The sequence below is a fragment of the Kitasatospora sp. UYEF31 genome (genome assembly GCF_057291755.1).
In genome coordinates this window covers 1-22,368 of the sequence record NZ_JBXAWK010000040.1, presented here as the reverse complement: position 1 = coordinate 22,368, position 22,368 = coordinate 1, and the positions used below count along the sequence as shown (strand labels likewise).

Here is a 22,368-nt window from a genome sequence, read left to right as displayed (position 1 = left end):
TTGGTGTGCCAACATCGGCGTCCGGGTAGTCAAAGTTAATTCCACACGCTCCCTGTCCCGGTAAAGGACTCAGGAATGATCCGGCTGGACCACATCAGCAAGCGGTACCCCGACGGCACTGTGGCCGTCGAAGACCTTTCGATGGAGGTCAACGCGGGTGAGCTGGTCACGCTTGTCGGCCCGTCCGGCTCGGGCAAGACCACCACGATGAAGATGGTCAACCGGCTGATCGAGCCGACCGGCGGCCGGATCTACCTGGACGGCGAGGACATCACCGACGGCGATCCGGTGAAACTGCGCCGCCGGATGGGTTACGTCATCCAGTCGGGCGGGCTCTTCCCGCACAAGACCGTCCTGGACAACACGGCGGTCGTGCCGGCACTCCTGCGCTGGGACAAGAGCAAGGCCCGCGCCCGCGCCGAGGAACTGCTCGACATGGTCGGCCTGGACCCGGCGGTGTACGGCGGCCGCTACCCGCACCAGCTGTCCGGCGGACAGCGCCAGCGCGTCGGGGTGGCCCGCGCCCTGGCCGCGGACCCGCCCGTACTGCTGATGGACGAGCCGTTCAGCGCGGTCGACCCGGTCGTCCGCGAACGGCTCCAGGAGGAGTTCTTGAAACTCCAGTCCGAGTTGCACAAGACGATCCTGTTCGTGACCCACGACATCGAGGAAGCCGTGAAAATGGGCGACCGGATAGTGGTGTTCTCGCAGAACGGCCGCATCGAACAGTTCGACACCCCGGCGATGGTCCTCGGCCAGCCGGCCAACGACTACGTCGCCGACTTCGTGGGCGCCGACCGTGGCCTGAAACGGCTCTCGGTCACCGCCATCGACATGGACGACCTGGAACTCCCGCCGGTGGTCCACCTCGACGACACCCTCGCGCAGGCGCAGGAGAAGATGATGCGCCTCGGCGCACGTTGGGCGGTCGTCCTGGACCAGGCGGAGAACCTGCACGGCTGGCTGGACTTTTCCAAACCGTACGACCGCACCACCGGCGACGGCACGGTCCGCGACCGGGCCCGGCTGATGCGCGCGTGGGTCCCCGCCGACGCGTCACTGAAACAGGCGTTCAGCACGATGTTGCAGTACGACGCCGGCTGGGTCGCCGTCGTCGACACCAAGGGCACGGGCACAGCCGGGCGGCGCTTCCTGGGCGTCCTCACCCCCGCGAAGCTGCACGAGGCACTGCGCCGCTCGGTCGAGGCCGAAGCGACCGGGCAGGCGACCAAGGACGTCGTCCTGGACACGATCGAGGGCTGAGGTCGAAGGCTGACCGTGTACGGAATTGAAGCTGGGCAGGTGCCGCCGTGACGGCGGCACCTGCCCAGTCTGTTCTTCGAGCGCTTCGGGTGCTTCGGGTTGTTCAGGTTGTTCAGGTTGTTCAGGTTGTTCAAGCTCTACAGGGTCAGCGGGCCTTCAGCGGCGGCTGGTCCGGGTCCTCCGGCACCTTGCACACCCACTCCAGGACCAGCGCCGCGACCACAAGCAGCACACCGGCCCCGGCGGCGAAGAAGCAGCGCACCGCCTGGTCGTGCCGCGCCGCGATGTCCCAGTCCTGCGCCAGGTAGATCCCGTAGCCGGCGTACAGCCCCGCCACCAGCGACCCCACCAGCGAGGACGCCTTCGCGAACACGACCGCCCTGGCCGCCGTCAGCGGCGGCACCGGCTTGGCGTCCACCCGGTGCGCCCGCTGGGCCTTGAACCGGTTGTACAGCGACAGTGCAGTCGTCCCGGCGATCACCGCGAGCAGCAGCAGCATGACCGGGGCCAGCGACGGGACGCCCGGCGGCGTGCCGCGCGACTCCCACAAGCTGGTCCCCGCGTACGAGATCCCGCCCGCCCCGACAGCGAGGGCGACCAGGACAAGGCGGCGCGTAGGTTTCATGTAGAGCTAACGCTCCAGGCTCACATGGATGTCGTCACGGCGGCGGATGCCCTCCGTACCGACCTCGTCGAGCAGGGTGGCGACCGGGCCGTGCCCGGCCAGTTGCGCCTCCGGGTCTATGTCGGCCCACGGGGCCAGCACGAAGGCGCGCTCGTGCGCCCGCGGGTGCGGCAGCGTCAGCCGCTCGTCGTCCTGCTGGACGCCTTCGAACCAGACGATGTCGACATCGAGGGTGCGCGGCCCCCAGCGTTCCTCGCGGACCCGCTGGAACGCCTCTTCGATCGTGTTGGCCCGCTCAAGCAGGTGCTTGGGGCGCAGGAGCGTCTCCACCGCGATGACCACGTTGAAGTACTCCGGCTGGTCGGGGCCGCCGAACGGCTCCGTCTCGTACACCGGGGACACCGCTTTGACGGTGACGCCGGGGGTGTCTGCGAGTTCGTCCACCGCGCCCTGCAGGGTCTCCAGGCGGTTGCCGAGGTTGCTCCCGAGGGACAGGACCGCGCGGCGCAGGGTCAGGACCGGCACCTGGGTGCTCTCGGCGAGGGGGTCGGTCTCCGGGGACTTGTCCCGCGGCGTCGGTTTCGACGACGTGGCCGTGCCCGGTACAACCGGCTCTACCTGTGCGGTTTCAACATTGCTCACGCTTACTCCCTGTCTACGAACTACGGAGCCCGGTATCTTCCCCGGCTCCGCCTTCGCTTCGCTCAGTCTGCGCCGGGCACCGGGCCCGTGCGCTCCGCCCGGTAGGGCGGGACCCGTGTGCTGCGCTGTGTTGTTCGGCGCTGTGGGGCTGTGACTACTGATGTGACCAACTGTTCGAAGACCGGTGTGTGTTCCGGTGTCTGGGTGTGATGCGTACGGCTTCCGCCGTTGCGGAAGCCTGGCGTAAGCCTGGGTGCGGGGCGGTTCAGCCGCGCGTGCGCACGATCGTCACGGTCACATCGTCGAAGGGCACGGTGATCGGGGCGTCCGGCTTGTGGAGGACCACCTCGACCTCGTGCACCAGGTCGTACTTGAGGCAGGCGTCGGCGATCCGCTGCGCCAGGGTCTCGATCAGGTTGACCGGCTCCCCCTGCACGACAGCGACCACGTCCTCGGCCACCAGGCCGTAGTGGACGGTGTGCTGCAGGTCGTCCCCTGCGGCGGCCTGCCGGGTGTCCACTCCCAGGACGACGTCGACGACGAACGTCTGACCGTCCTCCCGCTCGTGCGCGAAGACGCCGTGGTGGCCACGGGCCTTCAGGCCCCGCAATGCGACGCGGTCCAGCATCAGGTCTTGCCCTCCTCGTCGACGGCGCCCGCAGGCAGTGGCACAGCAGGTGTTCAGGTCAGCGGTAGTCCGGCACGCGGCACGAACCTGAGTACGAATGTACCCAGGGGTACAGACAACGGCTCAGGCCGGGCCGCGCACCGGAGCCGTCAGAGCTCGTCCTCGGGATCGGATTCGGCCATCACCGGCGAGGCGTGGTGCAGCCAGAGGCGCCAGGAGTCGCCCGTACGCCGGAAGATGCTGGTGGCCACCGCCCGGCCGCCGACAAACCCGGGGAGGCCGTCGCCGTCGTCGCCGTCCTCCGCCGCGGTGAGCATGTTGGCGGTACAGGTCAGCACCGCGGTGTCGCCTTCGACCCGCACGTCAGCCTCGGTGATGAAGAACTGGACGTAGCTCGTGTTCGCCATGATCAAGGCGTACGAGCGCAGTACCTCGGCCCGGCCGCGCAGCGCGGGCCAGCCCGGGTGGATGCAGGTCACCTCGGGACCGTCGGCCCATATCGCGCCGAGCTTGTCGAGGTCGCCCTCCTCCACGGAGTTCCAGAAGGCCAGGTTGATCTCGGTGACCGCCAGTTCGTCCGGGGACGGCGGCTGCTCCTCGGGATCACTCATGGATTCCCCGGTCATCGACGCGCCCCCGCCCAAGCCGAGGCGACCCGCACCGCGTCCCGCGACGCGGGCACCTCGTGCACCCGCACCGCCCACGCGCCCGCCTGGGCCGCGAGCACGGTCACCGCGGCCGTAGCGTCGTCACGACCCCGGGGTGGCCGGGGATCGCCCTTGTCGTCGGGCAGCAGGCGGCCCAGGAACGCCTTACGGGAGGCCGCGACCAGAAGTGGCCGTCCGATGCCGGTCAGGGCGTCAAGCCGGGCAAGGAGCGCCCAGTTGTGCTCGGCCGTCTTGGCGAAGCCCAGCCCCGGGTCGAGCACGATCGTTTCGGGGTCCACTCCGGCACCGACCACCTTGTCCATGCGTTGGATCAGTTCGGCCCGCACTTCGGCGACTACGTCGTCGTACACGGCCCGGCTCTGCATTCCCTCACTGTGCCCACGCCAGTGCATGACAACCACCGGGACCTGGGTGGCGGCCACGAACGCGGCCATCGCCGGATCGGCCAGACCGCCGCTGACATCGTTGACCAGCCGGGCCCCCGCCGCCACGGACGCCTCGGCGACCTCGACCCTGGTGGTGTCCACACTGACCAGCGCGCCGGCCGCGGCCAGCTCCCGGACCACCGGGACGACCCTGCGCAGTTCCTCAGCGGTGTCCACCCGGCGTGATCCCGGTCTGGTGGACTCGCCGCCCACATCGATCAGATCGGCACCCTGCTCGATCAAGGTCAACCCACGGGCCACCGCGGCACCCGGGTCGAACCACAGCCCGCCGTCGGAGAACGAATCAGGGGTCACGTTGACCACCCCCATCACGGCGCACCGATCAAATTCGGGCAGGCCCTTCACACTCATGACGACCAGCGTAGGGCCTGTCACCCACGCCCCGGGCCACGCGGACAGTCTGGACGACCAAGAGCCCGCACCTCGCGGTACGGGCTCTTGGAGGTGACTCAGACTTTCAGCGGCCGATGATCAGGCTCATCGCCTCGGCGCGTGAGGCCGCATCACGGAACTGGCCTCGAACGGCCGAGGTGACCGTCTTGGCGCCGGGCTTGCGGACACCGCGCATGGTCATGCACAGATGCTCGCACTCGATGACCACGATGACGCCGCGCGGGTTGAGAATCCGCACTATGGCGTCGGCGATCTGAGTGGTCAGCCGCTCCTGCACCTGCGGACGCTTGGCGAACACGTCAACCGTACGGGCCAGTTTCGACAGGCCGGTGATCTTTCCATCTTCGGCCGGGATGTAGCCGACGTGCGCGACACCGTGGAACGGGACCAGATGATGCTCACAGGTGCTTTGCAACTCGATGTCCCGAATTAGCACCATTTCATCGTGCCCGAGATCAAAGGTAGTGGTCAGAACATCATCGGCGTCCTGGAACAATCCCGCGAAAATCTCCCGGTACGCACGGGCCACTCGGCCGGGGGTTTCCTTCAACCCCTCACGATCAGGGTTCTCACCAACCGCGATCAGCAGCTCCCGGACCGCACGTTCGGCGCGGTCCTGGTCGAACTCGCCAACCGCGCGACCGTCGTAAGTCACCGGGTCGATCGTCACTTGTTCTGTCCCTTGTTCTTGTGATGACAAACGGCTCCTGGTTCCGGCGGCTGCCACGCCACCGGAACCAGAAGCCGGAATGTCACAACGAAACTCTTAGTCCTCGTCCGTGATGCTGGGCGTGTCGACTTGGGGAAGGCGCGTGTGGCCCGCCCCGTTGGCCTCGGCTGAGACACCGTTCGACAGCGCCAGCTCCTTCGGCGACATCACCGGAGGACGGCTGGAGGGCTCACGGCGGCTGGAACCAGTCCAGGCGGGCCTGGCCGGACGCTTGCGCACCGCCGTGAAGAGCTCGGCGATCATCGCCTTGTCGAGCGTCTCCTTCTCCAGGAGGGCGAGCACGAGGTTGTCCAGCACGTCGCGGTTCTCGACGAGGATCTCCCACGCTTCGTTGTGGGCGCTCTCGATGAGTCGCTTGACCTCTTCATCGACGATAGCGGCGACTTCTTCGGAGTAGTCGCGCTGGTGGCCCATGTCACGCCCGAGGAACGGCTCCGCGTTTTCGGTGCCGAACTTGATCGCGCCGAGGCGCTCGGTCATGCCGTACTGGGTCACCATCGAACGCGCCGTCGTGGTCGCCTTCTCGATGTCGTTCGCCGCGCCGGTGGTCGGGTCGTGGAAGACCAGTTCCTCGGCGGCCCGGCCACCCAGCATGTACGCCAGCTGGTCGAGCATCTCGTTGCGCGTGGTGGAGTACTTGTCCTCTTCGGGCAGCACCATCGTGTATCCGAGGGCACGGCCGCGCGGGAGGATCGTCACCTTGTGCACCGGGTCGGTGTTCGGCAGAGCGTGCGCCACCAGGGCGTGGCCGCCCTCGTGGTACGCGGTGATCTTCTTCTCCCGGTCGTTCATCAGCCGGGTCCGCTTCTGCGGTCCGGCCACGACCCGGTCGATCGCCTCGTCCAGCGCGGCGTTGTCGATCAGCTTCAGGTTGCCGCGCGCGGTGAGCAGCGCCGCCTCGTTCAGCACGTTCGCCAGGTCCGCACCGGTGAAACCGGGCGTACGGCGGGCGACTGCCAGAAGGTCGACGTCGTCGGTGACCGGCTTCCCCTTGGCATGCACCTTGAGGATGTCGTGCCGACCGATGAGGTCCGGGCGCTCGACCGCGATCTGCCGGTCGAAACGGCCCGGGCGCAGCAACGCCGGGTCGAGGATGTCGGGCCGGTTCGTCGCGGCGATGAGGATCACGCCGCCCCGGACGTCGAAGCCGTCCATCTCGACGAGCAGTTGGTTGAGCGTCTGCTCGCGCTCGTCGTGACCGCCGCCCATACCGGCACCACGGTGCCGGCCGACCGCGTCGATCTCGTCGACGAAGACGATGGCGGGCGCGTTGGCCTTGGCCTGCTCGAACAGGTCACGGACACGCGAGGCGCCGACACCCACGAACATTTCGACGAAGTCGGAACCGGAGATCGAGTAGAACGGCACGCCAGCTTCACCCGCGACAGCGCGGGCGAGCAGGGTCTTGCCGGTTCCGGGCGGGCCGTACAGCAGCACACCCTTGGGGATCTTGGCTCCGACAGCCTGGAACTTGGCCGGCTCCTGCAGGAACTCCTTGATCTCGTGGAGTTCCTCGACCGCCTCGTCGGACCCCGCCACATCGGCGAAGGTCGTCTTGGGCGTGTCCTTGGAGATCAGCTTCGCCTTGGACTTGCCGAAGCTCATGACCTTCGAGCCGCCACCCTGCATCTGATTCATCAGGAACAGGAAGACGATGATGATGAGGGCGAACGGCAGCAGTGTGAACAGCACGCTGAGGATCGCGCTCTGCTTGCCGAGTTTGACCGTGTACGCCTCAGGGATCTTCCCCTGGTCGTACTTGGTCTGCAGCAGCCTCTGGATTTCGAGGCCCTGCTCCTCGATGTACGGCGCCTTGATCTTCTTGGCGCCGTCGATCTTCTCGCCGTCCTTGAGGGACAGCTCTACAGCCTGGTCGTTGCCACCGACCAGCTTGGCTGACTTGACCTTGTCCTGCTCGATCGCCTGGATCGCCTTGCCGGTGTCGACACCCTTGAAGCCACTCGATCCGGAGACGAGCTGCATCAGGAGGATCACAGCGATGACGGCCAGCACGATCCAAATGACCGGTCCGCGGAAATAGCGCTTGACGTCCATCCATGCGGGGCTGAGGTTGCCCCGTCCCTCCTGCCAGCATCAGTCCGTCGACCGGGGGTGGCCAGACGGGTGCGTTGCCCCTGTGTTCAATGCCCATGTGTGGGGCCGGCCCGGTCGAACAGCTCCCGTGACACGGATCCCACTGTGGGTTAGACGGTACACCGGACATTGTCGCCCCACGCTGGGGACCGGCCGACAGTGGAGCTGGTGTCGGTGCGGCATCCGGGTGGAGGACACGTCCTGCCCGACCAACGTGGGGACACGTTCCACTTGTTCCCGGAACGTCTCCCCAGTGTCGTTGCGTTGATCAAGTGTCGCCGGTCTGCCCGGATCAGACGGGTTTCGACCCGCCGTAGACGTGCTCGGCGAGCGTCGCGACGAACGGAAGGTTGCGGTAGAGCTCCGCGTAGTCCAGGCCGTACCCGACGACGAATTCGTTGGGGATGTCGAAACCGAGGTACTTCGTGTCGATGTCCACGCGCGCCGCCTCCGGCTTGCGGAAGAACGCGCACACCTCCAGCGAGGCCGGGCCGCGCGACTTGAGGTTGGCCAGCAGCCAGGACAGCGTCAGACCGGAGTCGATGATGTCCTCGACCACCAGGACGTCGCGTCCCGCGATGTCGGTGTCGAGGTCCTTGAGGATCCGCACGACACCTGAGGACTTCGTCCCCGAGCCGTACGACGACACCGCCATCCAGTCCATCTTGACCGGCGAGTGCAGGGCCCTGGCCAGGTCGGCCATGACCATGACCGCGCCCTTGAGCACGCCGACCAGGAGCAGGTCCCGACCCTCGTAGTCCTTGTCGATCGCGGCGGCCAGCTCCAGGAGCTTTGCCTCGATCTCTTCCTGTGTGACGAGCACCTTCTCGACGTCGGTGCCCAGATCGTTGACGTCCACAGCTGTCTTCCTACGAGAGTGTCACGGGTGTCACAGCCCGGACCCGCGCGCCGCGGCGCCGGTCCGCACGCCGGTCCCGGAGTGGTCCTCCACCTCCGAGCGGGTGCCAGGAAGCGGCCGGACGGCACGGGGCTGCTGTGACGGTCGGTGGAAAAGAAGCCTGCCACACGAACGGAGTATCTCCACTCCACCGGGCAGGTGGATGGGCCCCTGGCCGCGCCACGCTGTCACCAGCCGGTCGACCGCTTCCACGTGCCGGGCGAACAGGTCGGTAGCCGGGCTCCCGGCGCGCAGCGCCGTGCGTCGCAGGATCCGGCGGCGCACCGCGGCCGGCAGGTCCGCGAGCGCCAGGACGTCCAGCGTCCCGTCGGGCCCCGTCACCTCGGCCTGGACCTTGTCGGCCCAGGAGTCCAGTGCCTCGGCGTCGTCGCGGAGCAGCCTGGCGGTCCTGGCCAGCGCCTCGGTGATCCCGGGGCCCAGCGCCTTCTCCAGGGCCGGTATGGCATCGTGCCTGACCCTCGACCGGGAGTAGGCCGGATCGGCGTTGTGCGGGTCGTCCCAGGTGGCCAGGCCCTGGGCGAGGCAGGCACCCCGGGTGGTCTCGCGCCCCAGGTCGAGGAAGGGGCGCCGGTAGAAGCCCTTGTCGCGCGGCATGCCGGACAGCGAACGGGCGCCCGAACCGCGGGCGAGCCCGAGCAGCACGGTCTCGGCCTGGTCGTCGAGGGTGTGGCCGAGGAGCACGATGGCGGCGTCGTGCCGCTCCGCCGCGATGTCGAGGGCTCCGTAGCGGGCGGTGCGGGCGGCGGCCTCCGGGCCGCCGCGGCGGCCGACGGTGACCCCGAGCGCCTCGACCGGGTCGAGACCGAGCTCACGCAGCCGGCCGGTCAGTTCAACGGCGCGACGGGTCGAACCGGCCTGCAGTCCGTGATCGACGGTGACGGCACCGGCGCGAAGGCCCGCACGGGGCGCCTCGAACGCGGTAGCGGCAGCCAGGGCCATGGAGTCGGCCCCGCCGCTGCAGGCCACCAGCACCAGGTCACCGGGCTGCAGGCCGCGCATTATGTTCCGGACGACGAGCCGTGTGGCAGCCACGGCGGGATGTGGTCCCACAGGGAGACACCTCCTAGGACGAGCGGACGTATGAGGGGCTGCTCAGCGACCGCGCCGGGCGGGCATCGGACGGCGTGCCGCCATCCAATATGCACCGCCGGCGCGCGCGGTTACGCAAAGAAACCTATCCCTTACGCTACGTCACCTAGGGGTCGACTATGGGTAACCACAGCCGTTTATCCCTCGATCAGGGTGTGGAAGCACTTCCGTGGACCCGGGTCACCCACATCTGCGGGTCGGCGATCTCAGCTCGGGTCGGCAGGGTGTTCGGCGAGGTCCACACCCGGTTGAAGCCTGCCATCCCGACCTGGTCGACGACGTGCCGGACGAACCGCTCCCCGTCTTTGTACTGGCGGAGTTTCGCGTCCATGCCCAGGAGTTTGCGCAGCACCTGGTCGATGCGGCCCGCGCCGTTCGCCCGGCGCTCCTGGAACCGGGCGCGGATCTCCCCGACCGAGGGGATGACCTGCGGCCCGACCCCGTCCATCACGTAGTCGGCGTGGCCTTCGAGGAGGGACATCACCGCGGTGACGCGGTGCAGGATCTCCCGTTGGGCGGGGGTCTGCACCAGCTCGACCAACGAGTCGGCCCGGTCGTCGGCAACGGATCCGCCGCCCGGCGTATCCGTCGACTCCACGCCGCCCTTGTCACCCTTACGGCCGCTGACCAGGGCGGTGACCGCTTCCTTGATGCGGCGGGCGACCGCGCCCGGGTCGACCTCGGTCTCGGTCAGGAAGCTGTGGATCTCCTGTTCGAGGTGGTCGCGCAGCCAGGGCACCGCGGTGAACTGGGTGCGGTGGGTCTCCTCGTGCAGGCACACCCACAGCCGGAAGTCGTGTGGGTCCACGCCCAGTTCCCGCTCGACCTGGACGATGTTCGGGGCGACCAGGAGCAGCCGTCCGGCCGTCACCTCGCCTTCGCCGGCATCAGGTGCGGTCGCGGAGCTACTCGTTTGAGAGGCGGTGGCGGGAGACGGGCGGGCGAAGGTTTCGTACTGGCCGAGCACCCGGGCCGACAGGAAGGCCAGCAGGGTGCCCAGCTCGAAGCCGGTGATCTTGCTGCCGACGCTGGTGAAGGCCGCACCGCCGGGCATCGTGGCGCGGCGCTCCTCCATCTTGTCCAGGAGGGGGCGCAGCACTTCGCCGAAGCCCTGCACGTTGGCGGTCACCCAGCCGGGCCGGTCGACGACCAGCACCGGCGTTTTGTTCGTGCCCGAGTCCAGGCCGGTGAACTCCCGTACGTAGCGCTCGGAGGCGGCTGCGTGTTCGCGCAACTCGGCGACGATCGCCAGTGCCTCTTCACGTCCTACTTCGGGGCCCGGCCGGGCCAGTTTATTGGCCGTGGAGACGGCCAGGTCCCAGTCGATCATGTCCACGCCGCTCGTCATGACGCCACGTTACGTGAGGAGCTGAGCATTTATCAGGGCAGCGACTGAGCGGAGCGAAGAAACGCGATGGGAGGACAACGCCCGCGCTTGGAGCCCGGCGTCAGCACAGTGCCCGCTTCTACCCTCCGCAGCCGCACCCGGAGAGCGTCGTGGCCATCCGGTCCAGGGCCGTACGGGCCTGTTCGACGGCGCCCGCCTTGTCGGCCAGGAAGGCGAAGGCGAGGAGCCGGCCATCGTTGTCGCGGACCAGTCCGGCCAGGGTGCTGACGCCGGTCAGGGAGCCCGTCTTGGCGCGGATGAGGCCCGCGCCGTCGGCGGATCCCCGGTCGTCGTAGCGTTCGGCCAGGGTGCCGGTGAACCCGCCGATGGGCATGCCGGTCACCGCGGAGCGCAGTTCCGGGTGCTGCGGGGACGCGGCGGCGGCCAGGACCTGGGTCAGGACCGCCGGCGGGAGCTTGTCGTTCTTGTCGAGTCCGCTGCCGTCCTTGAGGTCCATCGTGCCCAGCTGGACGCCAAGGCCCTGGAGCACCTGCTTCACCGCGGCCGTGCCGCCGGTGAAACTGGCCGGCTGACCAGCCTTCGCGGCGACGTGCCGGATCAGCGCTTCGGCCATGTCGTTGTCGCTGGCGGTCAGCATCTGCTCGATGAAGTCACCCATGGGCGGCGAGTCGACCGCGCCCAGGCTGCTGCCGGGGGTCGCCGGGGCGCTTCCGGCCGGAGCCGCGGCGGGCGCTTTGCCCTCGGCTGCCTTGCCGGTGACGGTGACGCCCTGCGCGGTGAGCATTCCGGCGAACTTGGCCGCGGCGTCGGCGGCGGGGTCGGCCACCCGGTCACCGACGGCCTCGACGACTGACGGCTTGACCCGGCCTTCGTCGGCCATCAGCGGGACGACCAGGGCGATGTTCTCGTTCTTGCCGATCGGGTGCTGGGACGTCCCGGTGTAGAGCGAGGTGTCGTACGCCAACGTGACCTGCGTCACCCCGACTGCTTTGAGTGCCTGGGCGGTCTGCGCGGCGAGGTCGCTGAGTTTGGCCGGCTGGTAGCGCCCGGCGTACTGCGCCCCGTCGAGTGCGGTCAGTGTCGGGTCGCCCCCGCCGACCAGCACGATCGATCCGGGGGTGGGCCCGGCGGCGACTCTGGTGGTCAGCCGGTGCTCCGGGCCGAGCGCGGCCAGCGCGGCCACCGCGCTGGTCAGTTTGGCGGTGGACGCCGGGGTGGACGCCTTGTCCTGCTCCTGGCCGTACAGGAGCTGCCCGGTCGCCGCGTCGGTGACCGCGAAGGGCACCTGGCCACCGAGCGCCGGGTCCTTGAGGAGCGTGGCGAGCGCGCTGGTCAGACCTGCTGTCGTCGGGATCTTTCCGGGTCCGTCCGCAGTCACTGCGGCGAGTACGGGGGGAAGGGGCCGCGTCGGCGAGTCAGCCGCGGAGGCCGCGGAACCGGCCCGCACCTCGCCGCGCCACGGCCCGTGTGCCACTACTGACAGCAGCACGAGCAGCAACCCCGCCAACGCTGCTCCGACCACTGTCGTTCTGAGCTTGGGCACGCGTGACCATCCCCTTTCTGCCGGCGGACCGGCTATGCGAGACACTGAAGAAAGCCTAGGTCTGTTTACGGCAGCCCGGAGACCCGCGTCACCCTCCAGCACTCGCTGGATGTGTGCTGGGGTTCCCGGATCCGAACGCGGCCTGTATCGAGACCTCTTCAGATCCCTGAAGGTCCCTACAAGCACAACGAGTGTCCGCGGGACTGGTCCCGTTCAGCACACTTGTTCAGTCAGTTGGAGGAGTCTTGGAGTTCGACGTTCTCGTCGAGATCCCCCGCGGATCCCGGAACAAGTACGAAGTGGACCACGAGTCCGGCCGGATCCGGCTGGACCGCATGCTGTTCACTTCGACCCGCTACCCGGCTGACTACGGGTACGTCGAGGACACCCTGGCCGACGACGGTGACCCGTTGGACGCCCTCGTCCTCCTTGAGGAGCCGACGTTCCCCGGCTGCCTGATCAAGTGCCGTGTCATCGGTATGTTCCGGATGACCGACGAGGCCGGCGGCGACGACAAGCTGCTGTGCGTCCCCGCCGGTGACCCGCGGATGAAGCACCTCCAGGAGATCACCGACGTCCCGGAGTTCGACCGCCTGGAGATCCAGCACTTCTTCGAGGTCTACAAGGACCTGGAGCCCGGCAAGTCGGTCGAGGGTGCGGACTGGACCGGCAAGGCCGAGGCCGAGGCCGAGATCGAGCTCTCGCGCAAGCGCTTCAAGGACGCCGCAAGCCACTGAGCCTCCGTGCGCCCCTGATTGAGACAGCCTGATTGAGACTGAAGGGGCGGTGCCTTGGCGGCACCGCCCCTTCAGTCGTTCCTTCAGCAGGTCACGGGCGGCCGTAATAGTCCGGCGCCCCCATGTAGAACATGTCGTCGATCCGGATGAAGGTCCCCGTCCGGGGGGCGTGCACCATCTTCCCGCCGCCCAGGTACATGGCCACGTGGTGGATGTCGTCCGGCCCCTTGCCCTCGGACCAGAAGATCAGGTCGCCGGGCCGCAGGTCCCGGAACGCCACCGGGGTGCTCTCGTAGTACTGCGTCGCGGCGAAGTGGGTGAACTGGACGCCGGCCTTCTCCCAGGCCCGCATGACCAGGCCTGAGCAGTCGAAGCGGTCCGGGCCCTCGCCGCCCCAGAGGTACGGCTTGCCGAGCTGGGCCAGCGCGAAGTCCAATGCCGTACGGGCGGACTCGGTCGTCGACGACCGGCGGTAGAGGTTGCGGCCGATGCTGCTGTCGGGGGCCCTGGCGGCGGCTTCCCTGGCCGCCCTGCGTACGGCCTCGGCGGCGAGCGCGTCCTGCCTGCGGCGCTCCAGGTCCACGGAGGTGCGCCGGGCGGTCGCCAGTTCGGCGAGTATGGCGTCCTTACGGCGGGTGACCTCGTCGACCATCCGCTGCTGCCCGGCGGCCTCCTGCTCGGCCTTCTCTTTGGTCTTTATGACGTCCTCGGTGGCCGCCTTGGCCGCCTGAACTGTGCTGTCCGCCGCCTTGCGGGCTGCGGCGGCCTCGCGCAGCGCGACGACCGTACGGTCCAGAATCTGCTGCCGGTCGTCGGCGACCCGGCGGATCGTCTCCATGCGGGTCGCCGCGTCAGCCGGGTTCGATGAGGTGACGAGCATCTCCAGCGCGCCGATCTGCGCACCGGGGCCGAGCCGGTAGGTCTCCGCGGCCAGGCGTCCGATCTCCGTCTTCGCCTCGGTCAGCGCCCGGTCGGCGGCGTCCGCGCGGGCCTTGGCCGCAACGGCGGCAGCCTGGGCCGCACGCTGTTTCACCAGCGCGCCGTTGTACGCCTCCGCGGCTTTGCCCGCTGCGATGTCCAGGCGGTGCATCTCGGCGGTCGCCTGGTCGAGGCGGCCCTGGACGCGACCGGCGTTGTCGGCCGCGTCCATGACGTGCTGTCGGGCCTTGCTGACGTCACCGGCGCTGGGCGGGGGGTCGTCGGCGACCGCTGGGGGCGCCAGGCTGAGGAGGAGGGCCAGAGCCACGGCTGCCGGGGTTCCGGCGCGGGCGACTGCACTGAGGGTGGGTCGTTTTACGCGCACACAGCAATAGTTCGTATAAAAAGCCAGAAATATACCGATTGGTGGAGAATATCCCACCGATGGCCGTACGGATGACTCCGCTCGGCGGACGCCCGGCCCACGTCCCCGCACAACCACGGGGCTCAGTTTTCGGACAGCCGCCAGACCCGTACGTCACCGGTCTCCGGATCGGCCGTCAGCCAGCAGCCGTCCTCCCTGACCACCAGCCACTCCCCCGGCCCGTCAGCCGCTTCGGGCCCGTACGCCACCTCGGCGACCGGCCGCAGGTCGGGCACCGAACACAGCAGGTGCCGCCCCCCTGAGGACGCGGCCAGGACCAGATCAGGCGTCAGGAACCCGGCGTAGACGTCGAACACCTCATCGACCTCGGCGAACACCCGCGAGGACGGGCAAGCGCTTATGACCGCGCCGTCCGGCTGCCGCACGATCCCCAGCGGCCCGTCGGCCACCGGGGTGGTCAGCAGCAGTTCACCGGCCGGGTGGACGTCGGCCAGGATCCGGTCCGTACCCGGAAGTTCGGCCGGGCCGACACCGTCGGCGGCGGCGATCCACCACACCCGGTGCTCATTGTCGGTGTGCGCCGCGGCCAGGCCGACGTACCGGCCGCCGGGGTGGACCACCAGGTCGGCACCGACCACGGGGACCGGCAGCGCCACGTCCCGGCAGACCGCGCCGTCCGCGGCGTCGAGCAGGACGCACCGGTCACCCTCGACCGTGCGCACGACCGCCCACACACCCTTGCCGTCCGGCGTGACCTTGCAGGTGCCCGCCTCGTCCAACTCCCAGGCCGCGTGCGGGTAGGACCACAGCTCGGCACCGTCCACGGCCAGGGCCACCACCCGGTCGGGGGCCGAGGCCACCAGGAAGGACAGGTCGGGGGCGACCGTGTGGCCGCCCTTCCAGTCGGCCGGCAGTTGGAGGCCGCCCAGCGCGTTCAGCCCGTCGTCGAGCACAGTCAGCGAACCGTCCGCGGTGTGCGCGACCCAGCCGCGCGCACCCGGGATCCGGTCGAGGGACCACAGCGGGGGGAGGGTTGCCTGGGCGATGAGGTGAGCGCGCATGCGCTGACGTTAGCCGTTCGGACCCACCCGGACGGCGGCACACCCGAAGGGTTCCCCTGAGCGTGTGGCGGTCAGGATTCCGGCAAAACATCTCATAGTCTGACGCAATGCTAGAAACCGTCGGACCGATGCAGAATCTCGCCGGATTGACAGCGCCTGGGCGCGGCGGGTTGGCCTGGCTGCTTTTCGCGTTCCTGACGACTTTTGTGATCACCCGCTCCATCACCCGGCTGATCCGGGCCGGCAGGGGCCCGTTCCGCGACATCAAACTCGGCGGCCTGCACATCCACCATCAGGTGTACGGCATCTTCCTGATGCTGGTCAGCGGTGCGCTGGAGTTCACCTACGAGCCCGGCGGCGTGCTCCGCAACGTGTTCGCCGGACTGTTCGGCACGGGTGCCGCGCTGACGCTGGACGAGTTCGCGCTGTGGTTCAACATGGAGGACGTCTACTGGGCGCAGGAGGGTCGCCAGTCGGTGGACGCGGTGCTCATCACCGCGTGCGTCGGCTTCCTGCTGCTGACCGGTTTTCAGCCGTACGGCGGGCTCTCGGTGGACTCCGACGACGGGGATGTGGTCACCGCCCGGATCACCTTCACCGTCGTCGTCGTCATCTTCATGACATTTGCGCTGGTCGCCGCGTTGAAGGGCAAGATGGCCTCGGCGCTGGTCGGAGTCTTCGTCGGTTTTGTGGGCATCGTCGCGGCAGTGCGCACCGCCAAGCCCGGCTCGCCGTGGGCCCACTGGCGCTACCCCGAAGGGTCAGCCAAGCGCGCGAAGTCACTGCGCCGGTTCCCACCGGGCCGGGTGACGCGGTGGGACCGCGTCAAAGACGCCATCGCGGGGGCGCCCAACCGTTGACGGGCACCCGCCGCCGCGTCGGGTACGCACAGAAACCCCTTCCGGAGTCCGTTGTGGCGGACGTATTCCCATGACCGACGCGGCGCGGCCCCGGTGGGAAACCCAGATCAGGCCCTACAGGTGCGGGATGACCTCGGTTTCGAGCAGTTTCAGGCTCTCCCACGCCAGCTCCGGCGGGATGCCGCCCATCATCGGGTGGAAGACGCCGAAGGCCGCGGGACCGGCGGCCTTGAGCTCCTCGACGTACTGCTCAGGGGTGATCACGCGGTACTGCCCGGTGGCCTTGAGCTCGTCCGCGTCGGCGACCGACGAGAAGCCGCCGGCACCGCTGGTGCCGGCCGCCGCCATGTTGTCGCCGTAGGCGTTGGACTCGTACACGGCGTGCGGGGCGATCCGCTCCCAGTCCGCTTCCGGGTCCTTGGAGAGGTGGATGAAGCTCGTGTCGCCGCCGAAGTACGCGCCGGGGTCCTCCTGGCCGAGTTTGCTCTTCTCGTCCCGGTAGAACTCGTACAGCTCGGGCGTGGAGGGCAGGAAGCCGTCGGCGATGCGCGCCGCACGACGGGCGACGACCTCGCTGCTGCCGCCGAGAATGATCGGCGGACCGCCCGGCTGGAACGGCGGCGGGGTGACACGTGCCGTCCGGCCGCGGAACTCGAAGGGCTCCCCGGTCCACGCCTTGCGGAGGGTCTCGACCATCTCGGTGGTGAGCTTGGCCCGCTGCTTCAGGGACACCCCGAACATGTCGAACTCGGCTTCGACGTAGCCGTTGGCCAGGACCGCGGTGATCCGGCCCTGGCTGAGCAGGTCGGCCACGGCTAGTTCCTCGGCGAGCGCGAGCGGGTCGTGCAGCGGCGCGGGGATCGCGGCGATCATGATCGCCAGGTCCGTCGTCCGGGCGGCGAACGCGGCTGCGACCTGGAGCGGCCGGGGCAGGTAGCCGTCCTCGCTGCCGTGGTGCTCGTGCAGGCTGACGGCCATGAAGCCGTTCTTCTCGGCCCACGTGACCATGTCCAGGGCCGCGGCGTAGCGCTCCCCCATCGCTGTTCCGGCGAAGGCCGGATTACGGAAGTCGAAGCGAAGGGTGAAAACGGCCATGCCGAACTCCTGACGTGGTGCTCCTGGCGGATCCAGGTTTGTGATGATGCGTCAGATTAGTTCGGGCAGGCAGACGAAACCAGACCTTGCCAAGGATCTTCCCCGGGCAAAGCCTGGTGCGGTCTGGCCAAGTCTGGATATCGCCCGTTCAGAAACGGCCAGGAATGCTCAGGAGCGGTAGACGATCACCTTGTCGCCGACGTTGGCCGCGTTGAACAGATTGGTGACAGCAGCCTTGTCGCGGACGTTCACACAGCCGTGTGAAGCGCCGTTGTAGCCGTTGGCTGCGAAGTCAGGCGAGTAGTGCACAGCCTGGCCGCCGCTGAAGAACATCGCCAGCGGCATCTTCGTGTGGTAAATCGTCGAGACGTGGTCCCGGGACTTGCTGTCCACCTGGAACGCGCCCTCGCGGGTCGGCAGTTCCGCGGATCCGAAGCGCACCTGCATCGAGTACTGCACCTGGCCGTCGATGACCCACGTCAGCTTGCGGCCGGTCTTGTCGATGCACATCGCCCTGCCGGTCAGGCAACGGGCGTCGAGCTTGGCCGCATCGCCCTTGACCGGCGGCTTGGCAGTCGGCATGGCAGTCGGCTTGGCGGTCGGCTTGGCGGTCGAGGGGCTCGCGCTGGGCGTCTTGCCCGGTGCCTTCGACGCCGCCGGCTTGGCGGTCGACGGGCTCGCGGCGGCGCTGGACGGCTTGGGCGAAGCGGCAGACGCCGAGGGTGCGGCACTCGGCGACGCTGCTGCGGAACTCTGGCTCGGGCTCGGCGTGACTGACGGGACCGCCACCGGAGTGCCCGGACTCTGGGGCGAGCCGGCATTGGCCGCCTTGTCGCCGTCCGAGCTGTCGCAGCCGACTGCGGCGACGAGCAGTCCGATTGTTGCCGCGGCCAGGGATATGCGCGGGGTGGCCGTGCGGTGAACCCTGTTGCTGTGCGTCATGACTGTTCGCCCCCTTCAAGGAAACCGGTGGATAGCGGTCCCGTCCGCTCTCACCTGGATTGACGCACTTCCGATCTCCGGGGTTGCAACGGAATGGGAACAGCTCGGTCACTTTCGTTCACCGTGCCGGATCCACTTACTGTTGCGACGATGTTGATCAACGTCCGTCCGCAGAAAAACGTCACCGCGCAGCGAAAACAGGAGCGATCATGTCCACCGGTCAGCAAGCCGTGTACCGCGCCAGGATCCCCATGCGGTTGCGGGGTGCCGACGAAGCGCACCGTGCGGCCACGCCGCTGGAGCTGCTCTTCGACCTGGTGTTCGTGGTGGCGGTGGCCCAGGTCGCTTCCGCTTTCCACCACTCGTTGGCCCACGGGCAGGTCAGCGACGGGATCGTCTCCTTCTGTCTGTCGTTCTTCGGGATCGCCTGGGCGTGGATCAACTTCACCTGGTTCGCCTCCGCGTTCGACACGGACGACGTCGTGTACCGGCTTCTGACCTTCGTCCAGATGGCCGGGGTGCTGGTCTACGCCGCCGGGGTGCAGACCGCCTTCGACGACAAGAACTACGTGTTCGTCGTAGCCGGGTACGTGGTCATGCGGATCGCGCTGATCCTGCAGTGGCTGCGGGTGTCCCGGGAAGTGCCCGGCGTGCGGACGCTGGCCGTCCAGCAGTCGGTCGGTTACGCCGCGGTCCAGGTGTACTGGGTGGTCATGCTGTTCGTGCCCGCCGGTGTGGTCCTGCCGATGTTCCTCGGCGGCATGGTCCTGGAGATGCTCGTCCCGTTCCTGGCCAAGTGGTACAAGGCCGGGATGGCCTACCATCCGCAACACATCGCCGAACGCTACGGCCTGTTCACGATCATCGTGATCGGCGAGTCGGTGACCGCCTCGACGGTGGCGATGAAGGACGCCTGGGCCGAAAACAGCACCCACGACGCTGCGATGGTCGCGGTGTCGGTCGCCGCGCTGGTCCTGCTGTTCGCCGTGTGGTGGATCTACTTCGAGTACAACGACCACGTCCCGGCGGCCGGTGGTCTGAAGTCCTCGTTCGCCTGGGGCTACGGGCACATCGTCCTGCTCGGCGCGATCGCCGCGATGGGTGCCGGGATCGAGGTGCTGGCCGCGTCGATCACCCATGCGAAGGACGTACACCTGAGCGATGTGGGCGTTGCGATGTCGGTGGCCGTCCCGGTCGCGCTGTTCCTGTTCTGCCTGGCCGCGTTCCCGAAGACCGGCAAGGTGGTGTTCGGCGACTCGCCGGTCCTGCTGGCCGCGTTCGGGGTTGTCGTTCTGCTGTGCGGTTTCCTCGGCGCGGTCGTGCCGCCGAAGGACTCGCTGATCGCCGTGGGTGTCGTCCTGGCGGTCCTGATCACTTACGGCACGTTGCGGGCACGCGGCAAGGTGCTGCCGGCCGACGAGCACTGACGGTGTCCTCCGGGCCCGGAAGAACCGTTCTCGTACGGACAAAAAAAGTGGGCCTGGTCACCCTGCGGCGACCAGGCCCATCTCCGTACGGTCAGACCTTCTTCTGCTGATCCGCGTTGCCCGGCCACCACGCCGCGTGTCCGATCAGCGCGGTCAACGCCGGGGTGAAGAACATCGCCATCACAAACGCGGAGACCACGATGCCGAAGGCCACCGCGAAGCCCATCGAGCTGAGCAGCGAGTTCCCCGCCAGCATCATCGTGGCGAAGGTCGCGGCCAGGATGAATCCGGCCGCGGCGACGGTCGGTCCGGCGTGCCGGACGGTCATGCTGGCGGCTTCCCTGGGCTCGCGGCCCTCCCGCGCTTCCTCGCGCAATCGGGCGATCATGAGGATGTTGTAGTCGGTGCCGATGGCCACCACGAACAGGTACATGATCACCGGCAGCATGAACATCAGCCCGGACTCGCCGCGGATGTTCTGGAAGACCAGCACGGTGGCGCCGAGCGTCGCGGCGAAGCCGAGGCCGACCGAGGCCATGAGGTACCAGGGCGCGACCACACTGCGCAGGAGCAGGCCGAGGATCAGCATGATCAATACGGCGGCCGTCGGGAACACGATCTTGTAATCGTGGTCGACCGCCGTGTTGATGTCGGAGTACACCGAGGTCATCCCGCCGACCAGCGCGGTCGACCCGGGCGGCGCGTCCTTGCGGACGGCGTCCCGCAGGTCGCCCATCACATCGATCGCCTTGTTGCTGGCCGGGTCGTACTTGAGGATCACCGGAACGTCCGCGGTGTTGCGGTCCTGGCTCAGCAGCGGCTCGTTGACCTTGGCCACGCCGTCGGCCGTACGCATCTTCTCGGAGAACGCGGTCAACGCGGCGGGTTCGAGCGGACCCGTGGTGCTCTTCAGGAAGACATGGCTGGGGTCCGCCGCACCGGCCGAGAAGCCGGTCTCCAACTTCTTCTGGACGACCATCGATTCCTTGGTCGCCGGCATCGAGGAGGAAGCCAGGTCGAAGGTTCCCTTGTAGCCGAGCGCACCGAGTGCGAGCAACACCATCAGGCCGCCGGACAGCAGCGCGACCATGACCGGCTTAGTGGCGACCACCCGGCCCATCGCGGCGAACTTCGCGTCGGCCGGCTCGGTCTGCCAGGCCTTGGACGGCCAGAAGATCTTCGTGCCGAAGAGCGACACGACCGCCGGGATCAGGGTCAGTCCGGCGACGAGTGTGACGGCGACCGAGATGGCCAGCGCCGGGCCCATGGAGCGCAGCATGCCCAGCGAGGACAGGATCAGCGCCATGAACGCGATGATCACCGCGCCGGCCGCGGAGGCGATGGCCTCGCCGACCCGCGCCACAGCGTTGACCATGGCCTCCTTGGGTTCTTCGCCGAGCCGCAGGCGTTCGCGGTAGCGGAACATCAGGAACAGGATGTAGTCGGTTCCGACGCCGAAGAGCACGACGATCAACAAGGCTGTGATCGAGCTGTCCGCCTTCAGGTCGAACGTCTTGTTGGCCCAGGCGATGAGTCCGTTGGCGATCTGCGAGACCACGCCGATGGTGATCACTGGCAGCAGTGCGATCACCGGACTGCGGAAGATGATGAGCAGCGTCAGCAGGATGATCACGACTGTGCCGATGCCGATCAGCGCGTTGGCCTTCTCGGAGGCGTCCTGCTGGTCGAGTCCCCGGGCGGCGGAGCCGCCGACCCTGATCGTCAGGTCGCTGCCGGCCGTCTGCGCCCTGACGTCCGTACGCAACGCCTCGGCCGCATCGGACTGTTTGGGTTGCCCGGCGGACTTGTCGTCCATCTGGACCAGCCCCATCGCGTACTTCCCGTCCGCGGAGGGCGGTCCCACGATGATCTGCTGGACCTGGTCGATCTTCTTGGCCTTCAGGCCGTCGACCACCTGGCTGAACTTCACCGTGTCGGCCGCGTTCAGCGGCTGGCCGTCGTTGCGTTCGCCGAGGAGGACCGCCGACGGGTTGAAGGCCTGTGGGAAAGCCTCCTTCTGAAGGTCGGCAGCCTTGATCGACTCATAGTGCCGGGGCAGGAAGCTGCTCGCGTCGCTGCTGGTGGACAGGCCGGGCGAGGTGCCGATGATGACCACCGCGGCGATCAGCCAGGCGACGATGGTCCAGACCGGGTGATGGACAACCGCCCGTCCGATGCGATGAAACACAGCTACGAACCGCCTTTCCGGCCCCCGACTGGATGGAAGGGCCCGGCACAGACGGGCCCACAGTCGAGTTTCAACCGGAATGATCACTCCCGCCACCGCGCACCGCCCCGGTGAGTTGGACTGCTGCCTTCCCGTCGGTGGGCGGCGGTACGGCTCTCGCCACGAATATCGCGGCGGTACGCGTGCGACTGCCTGAGCGGGGCATCCGTCGCAGAGACCCACGGAAATATCGACCTGGGTCGTAATTTGGGTCGGGGCATCCTGGCATGGCGGGTCGGCTGGTGGGTGATCACCGCACGGCGGCGCGGTCGGAGACCAGGGAGCAGATCGCGTCGATGGTCTCGGGGAGGGTCTCGCGGCGTCCGTG

20 protein-coding genes are annotated in these 22,368 nt (G+C 68.3%); 4 read left to right on the top strand and 16 right to left on the bottom strand.

Features of this window, described 5'->3' with window-relative positions; genetic code table 11:
- The first annotated feature begins 75 nt into the window (after window positions 1-75).
- Window positions 76-1,263: an ABC transporter ATP-binding protein gene (locus AC0Z36_RS19745; RefSeq protein WP_485464278.1), complete on the top strand. Its 1,188-nt coding sequence runs from the start codon at window positions 76-78 to the stop codon at window positions 1,261-1,263.
- A 145-nt stretch (window positions 1,264-1,408) separates the two neighbouring features.
- Here the strand turns inward: AC0Z36_RS19745 and AC0Z36_RS19740 are convergent, their stop codons facing one another.
- The 11 genes from AC0Z36_RS19740 to dacB form a co-directional block, all read right to left on the bottom strand.
- Entirely contained in the window at window positions 1,409-1,888 is a 480-nt protein-coding gene (locus AC0Z36_RS19740) for a DUF3180 domain-containing protein (protein ID WP_485464277.1), read from the bottom strand.
- Window positions 1,889-1,894: 6 nt separating this feature from the next.
- Window positions 1,895-2,530: a 2-amino-4-hydroxy-6-hydroxymethyldihydropteridine diphosphokinase gene (gene folK, locus AC0Z36_RS19735; protein ID WP_485464276.1), complete on the bottom strand. Its 636-nt coding sequence runs from the start codon at window positions 2,528-2,530 to the stop codon at window positions 1,895-1,897.
- A 265-nt stretch (window positions 2,531-2,795) separates the two neighbouring features.
- Window positions 2,796-3,155: a dihydroneopterin aldolase gene (gene folB, locus AC0Z36_RS19730; RefSeq protein ID WP_485464312.1), complete on the bottom strand. Its 360-nt coding sequence runs from the start codon at window positions 3,153-3,155 to the stop codon at window positions 2,796-2,798.
- A gap of 152 nt (window positions 3,156-3,307) precedes the next feature.
- A complete protein-coding gene (locus AC0Z36_RS19725) occupies window positions 3,308-3,769 on the bottom strand; it encodes a nuclear transport factor 2 family protein (RefSeq protein ID WP_485464275.1) in 462 nt (153 codons plus the stop codon).
- An 11-nt stretch (window positions 3,770-3,780) separates the two neighbouring features.
- Window positions 3,781-4,623 carry a dihydropteroate synthase gene (gene folP / locus AC0Z36_RS19720; RefSeq protein ID WP_485464274.1) on the bottom strand — a complete coding sequence of 281 codons (843 nt, stop codon included), beginning with the start codon at window positions 4,621-4,623 and terminating at the stop codon, window positions 3,781-3,783.
- Window positions 4,624-4,729: 106 nt separating this feature from the next.
- Window positions 4,730-5,329 carry a GTP cyclohydrolase I FolE gene (gene folE, locus AC0Z36_RS19715; protein ID WP_485464311.1) on the bottom strand — a complete coding sequence of 200 codons (600 nt, stop codon included), beginning with the start codon at window positions 5,327-5,329 and terminating at the stop codon, window positions 4,730-4,732.
- 102 nt (window positions 5,330-5,431) lie between these two features.
- Window positions 5,432-7,450 (bottom strand): ATP-dependent zinc metalloprotease FtsH, encoded by a 2,019-nt coding sequence (gene ftsH, locus AC0Z36_RS19710; protein WP_485464273.1) that lies wholly within the window; start codon window positions 7,448-7,450, stop codon window positions 5,432-5,434.
- A gap of 331 nt (window positions 7,451-7,781) precedes the next feature.
- Window positions 7,782-8,348, bottom strand: a complete 567-nt coding sequence (gene hpt / locus AC0Z36_RS19705) for a hypoxanthine phosphoribosyltransferase (RefSeq protein ID WP_485464272.1) — start codon at window positions 8,346-8,348, stop codon at window positions 7,782-7,784.
- A gap of 30 nt (window positions 8,349-8,378) precedes the next feature.
- Window positions 8,379-9,458: a tRNA lysidine(34) synthetase TilS gene (tilS, locus tag AC0Z36_RS19700; RefSeq protein ID WP_485464271.1), complete on the bottom strand. Its 1,080-nt coding sequence runs from the start codon at window positions 9,456-9,458 to the stop codon at window positions 8,379-8,381.
- Window positions 9,459-9,645: 187 nt separating this feature from the next.
- Window positions 9,646-10,845, bottom strand: a complete 1,200-nt coding sequence (locus AC0Z36_RS19695; protein ID WP_485464270.1) for a zinc-dependent metalloprotease — start codon at window positions 10,843-10,845, stop codon at window positions 9,646-9,648.
- Between the two features lie 118 nt (window positions 10,846-10,963).
- Window positions 10,964-12,388 carry a D-alanyl-D-alanine carboxypeptidase/D-alanyl-D-alanine endopeptidase gene (dacB, locus tag AC0Z36_RS19690; RefSeq protein ID WP_485464269.1) on the bottom strand — a complete coding sequence of 475 codons (1,425 nt, stop codon included), beginning with the start codon at window positions 12,386-12,388 and terminating at the stop codon, window positions 10,964-10,966.
- A 245-nt stretch (window positions 12,389-12,633) separates the two neighbouring features.
- Here dacB and AC0Z36_RS19685 point away from each other — a divergent pair, with 245 nt between their 5' ends.
- Window positions 12,634-13,125 carry an inorganic diphosphatase gene (locus tag AC0Z36_RS19685; protein ID WP_485464268.1) on the top strand — a complete coding sequence of 164 codons (492 nt, stop codon included), beginning with the start codon at window positions 12,634-12,636 and terminating at the stop codon, window positions 13,123-13,125.
- 91 nt (window positions 13,126-13,216) lie between these two features.
- Here AC0Z36_RS19685 and AC0Z36_RS19680 read toward each other — a convergent pair whose 3' ends face one another.
- Both AC0Z36_RS19680 and AC0Z36_RS19675 read right to left on the bottom strand, forming a co-directional pair.
- Window positions 13,217-14,428 carry a C40 family peptidase gene (locus tag AC0Z36_RS19680; RefSeq protein ID WP_485464267.1) on the bottom strand — a complete coding sequence of 404 codons (1,212 nt, stop codon included), beginning with the start codon at window positions 14,426-14,428 and terminating at the stop codon, window positions 13,217-13,219.
- Window positions 14,429-14,550: 122 nt separating this feature from the next.
- Window positions 14,551-15,489 (bottom strand): hypothetical protein, encoded by a 939-nt coding sequence (locus AC0Z36_RS19675; protein ID WP_485464266.1) that lies wholly within the window; start codon window positions 15,487-15,489, stop codon window positions 14,551-14,553.
- Window positions 15,490-15,617: 128 nt separating this feature from the next.
- Between AC0Z36_RS19675 and AC0Z36_RS19670 the strand changes: the two genes are divergently transcribed.
- Window positions 15,618-16,349 carry a hypothetical protein gene (locus AC0Z36_RS19670; RefSeq protein WP_485464265.1) on the top strand — a complete coding sequence of 244 codons (732 nt, stop codon included), beginning with the start codon at window positions 15,618-15,620 and terminating at the stop codon, window positions 16,347-16,349.
- 114 nt (window positions 16,350-16,463) lie between these two features.
- On the opposite strand, the gene AC0Z36_RS19665 is transcribed toward AC0Z36_RS19670, so the two are convergent.
- Both AC0Z36_RS19665 and AC0Z36_RS19660 read right to left on the bottom strand, forming a co-directional pair.
- Window positions 16,464-17,444, bottom strand: a complete 981-nt coding sequence (locus tag AC0Z36_RS19665; protein WP_485464264.1) for an LLM class flavin-dependent oxidoreductase — start codon at window positions 17,442-17,444, stop codon at window positions 16,464-16,466.
- 168 nt (window positions 17,445-17,612) lie between these two features.
- Window positions 17,613-18,386, bottom strand: coding sequence for a L,D-transpeptidase (locus tag AC0Z36_RS19660; RefSeq protein ID WP_485464263.1), 774 nt, complete (start codon window positions 18,384-18,386; stop codon window positions 17,613-17,615).
- A gap of 209 nt (window positions 18,387-18,595) precedes the next feature.
- On the opposite strand from AC0Z36_RS19660, the gene AC0Z36_RS19655 reads away from it, so the two are divergent.
- Window positions 18,596-19,813, top strand: a complete 1,218-nt coding sequence (locus tag AC0Z36_RS19655) for a low temperature requirement protein A (RefSeq protein ID WP_485464262.1) — start codon at window positions 18,596-18,598, stop codon at window positions 19,811-19,813.
- 91 nt (window positions 19,814-19,904) lie between these two features.
- Here AC0Z36_RS19655 and AC0Z36_RS19650 read toward each other — a convergent pair whose 3' ends face one another.
- A complete protein-coding gene (locus tag AC0Z36_RS19650; RefSeq protein WP_485464261.1) occupies window positions 19,905-22,001 on the bottom strand; it encodes an MMPL family transporter in 2,097 nt (698 codons plus the stop codon).
- Between the last annotated feature and the right edge of the window lie 367 nt (window positions 22,002-22,368).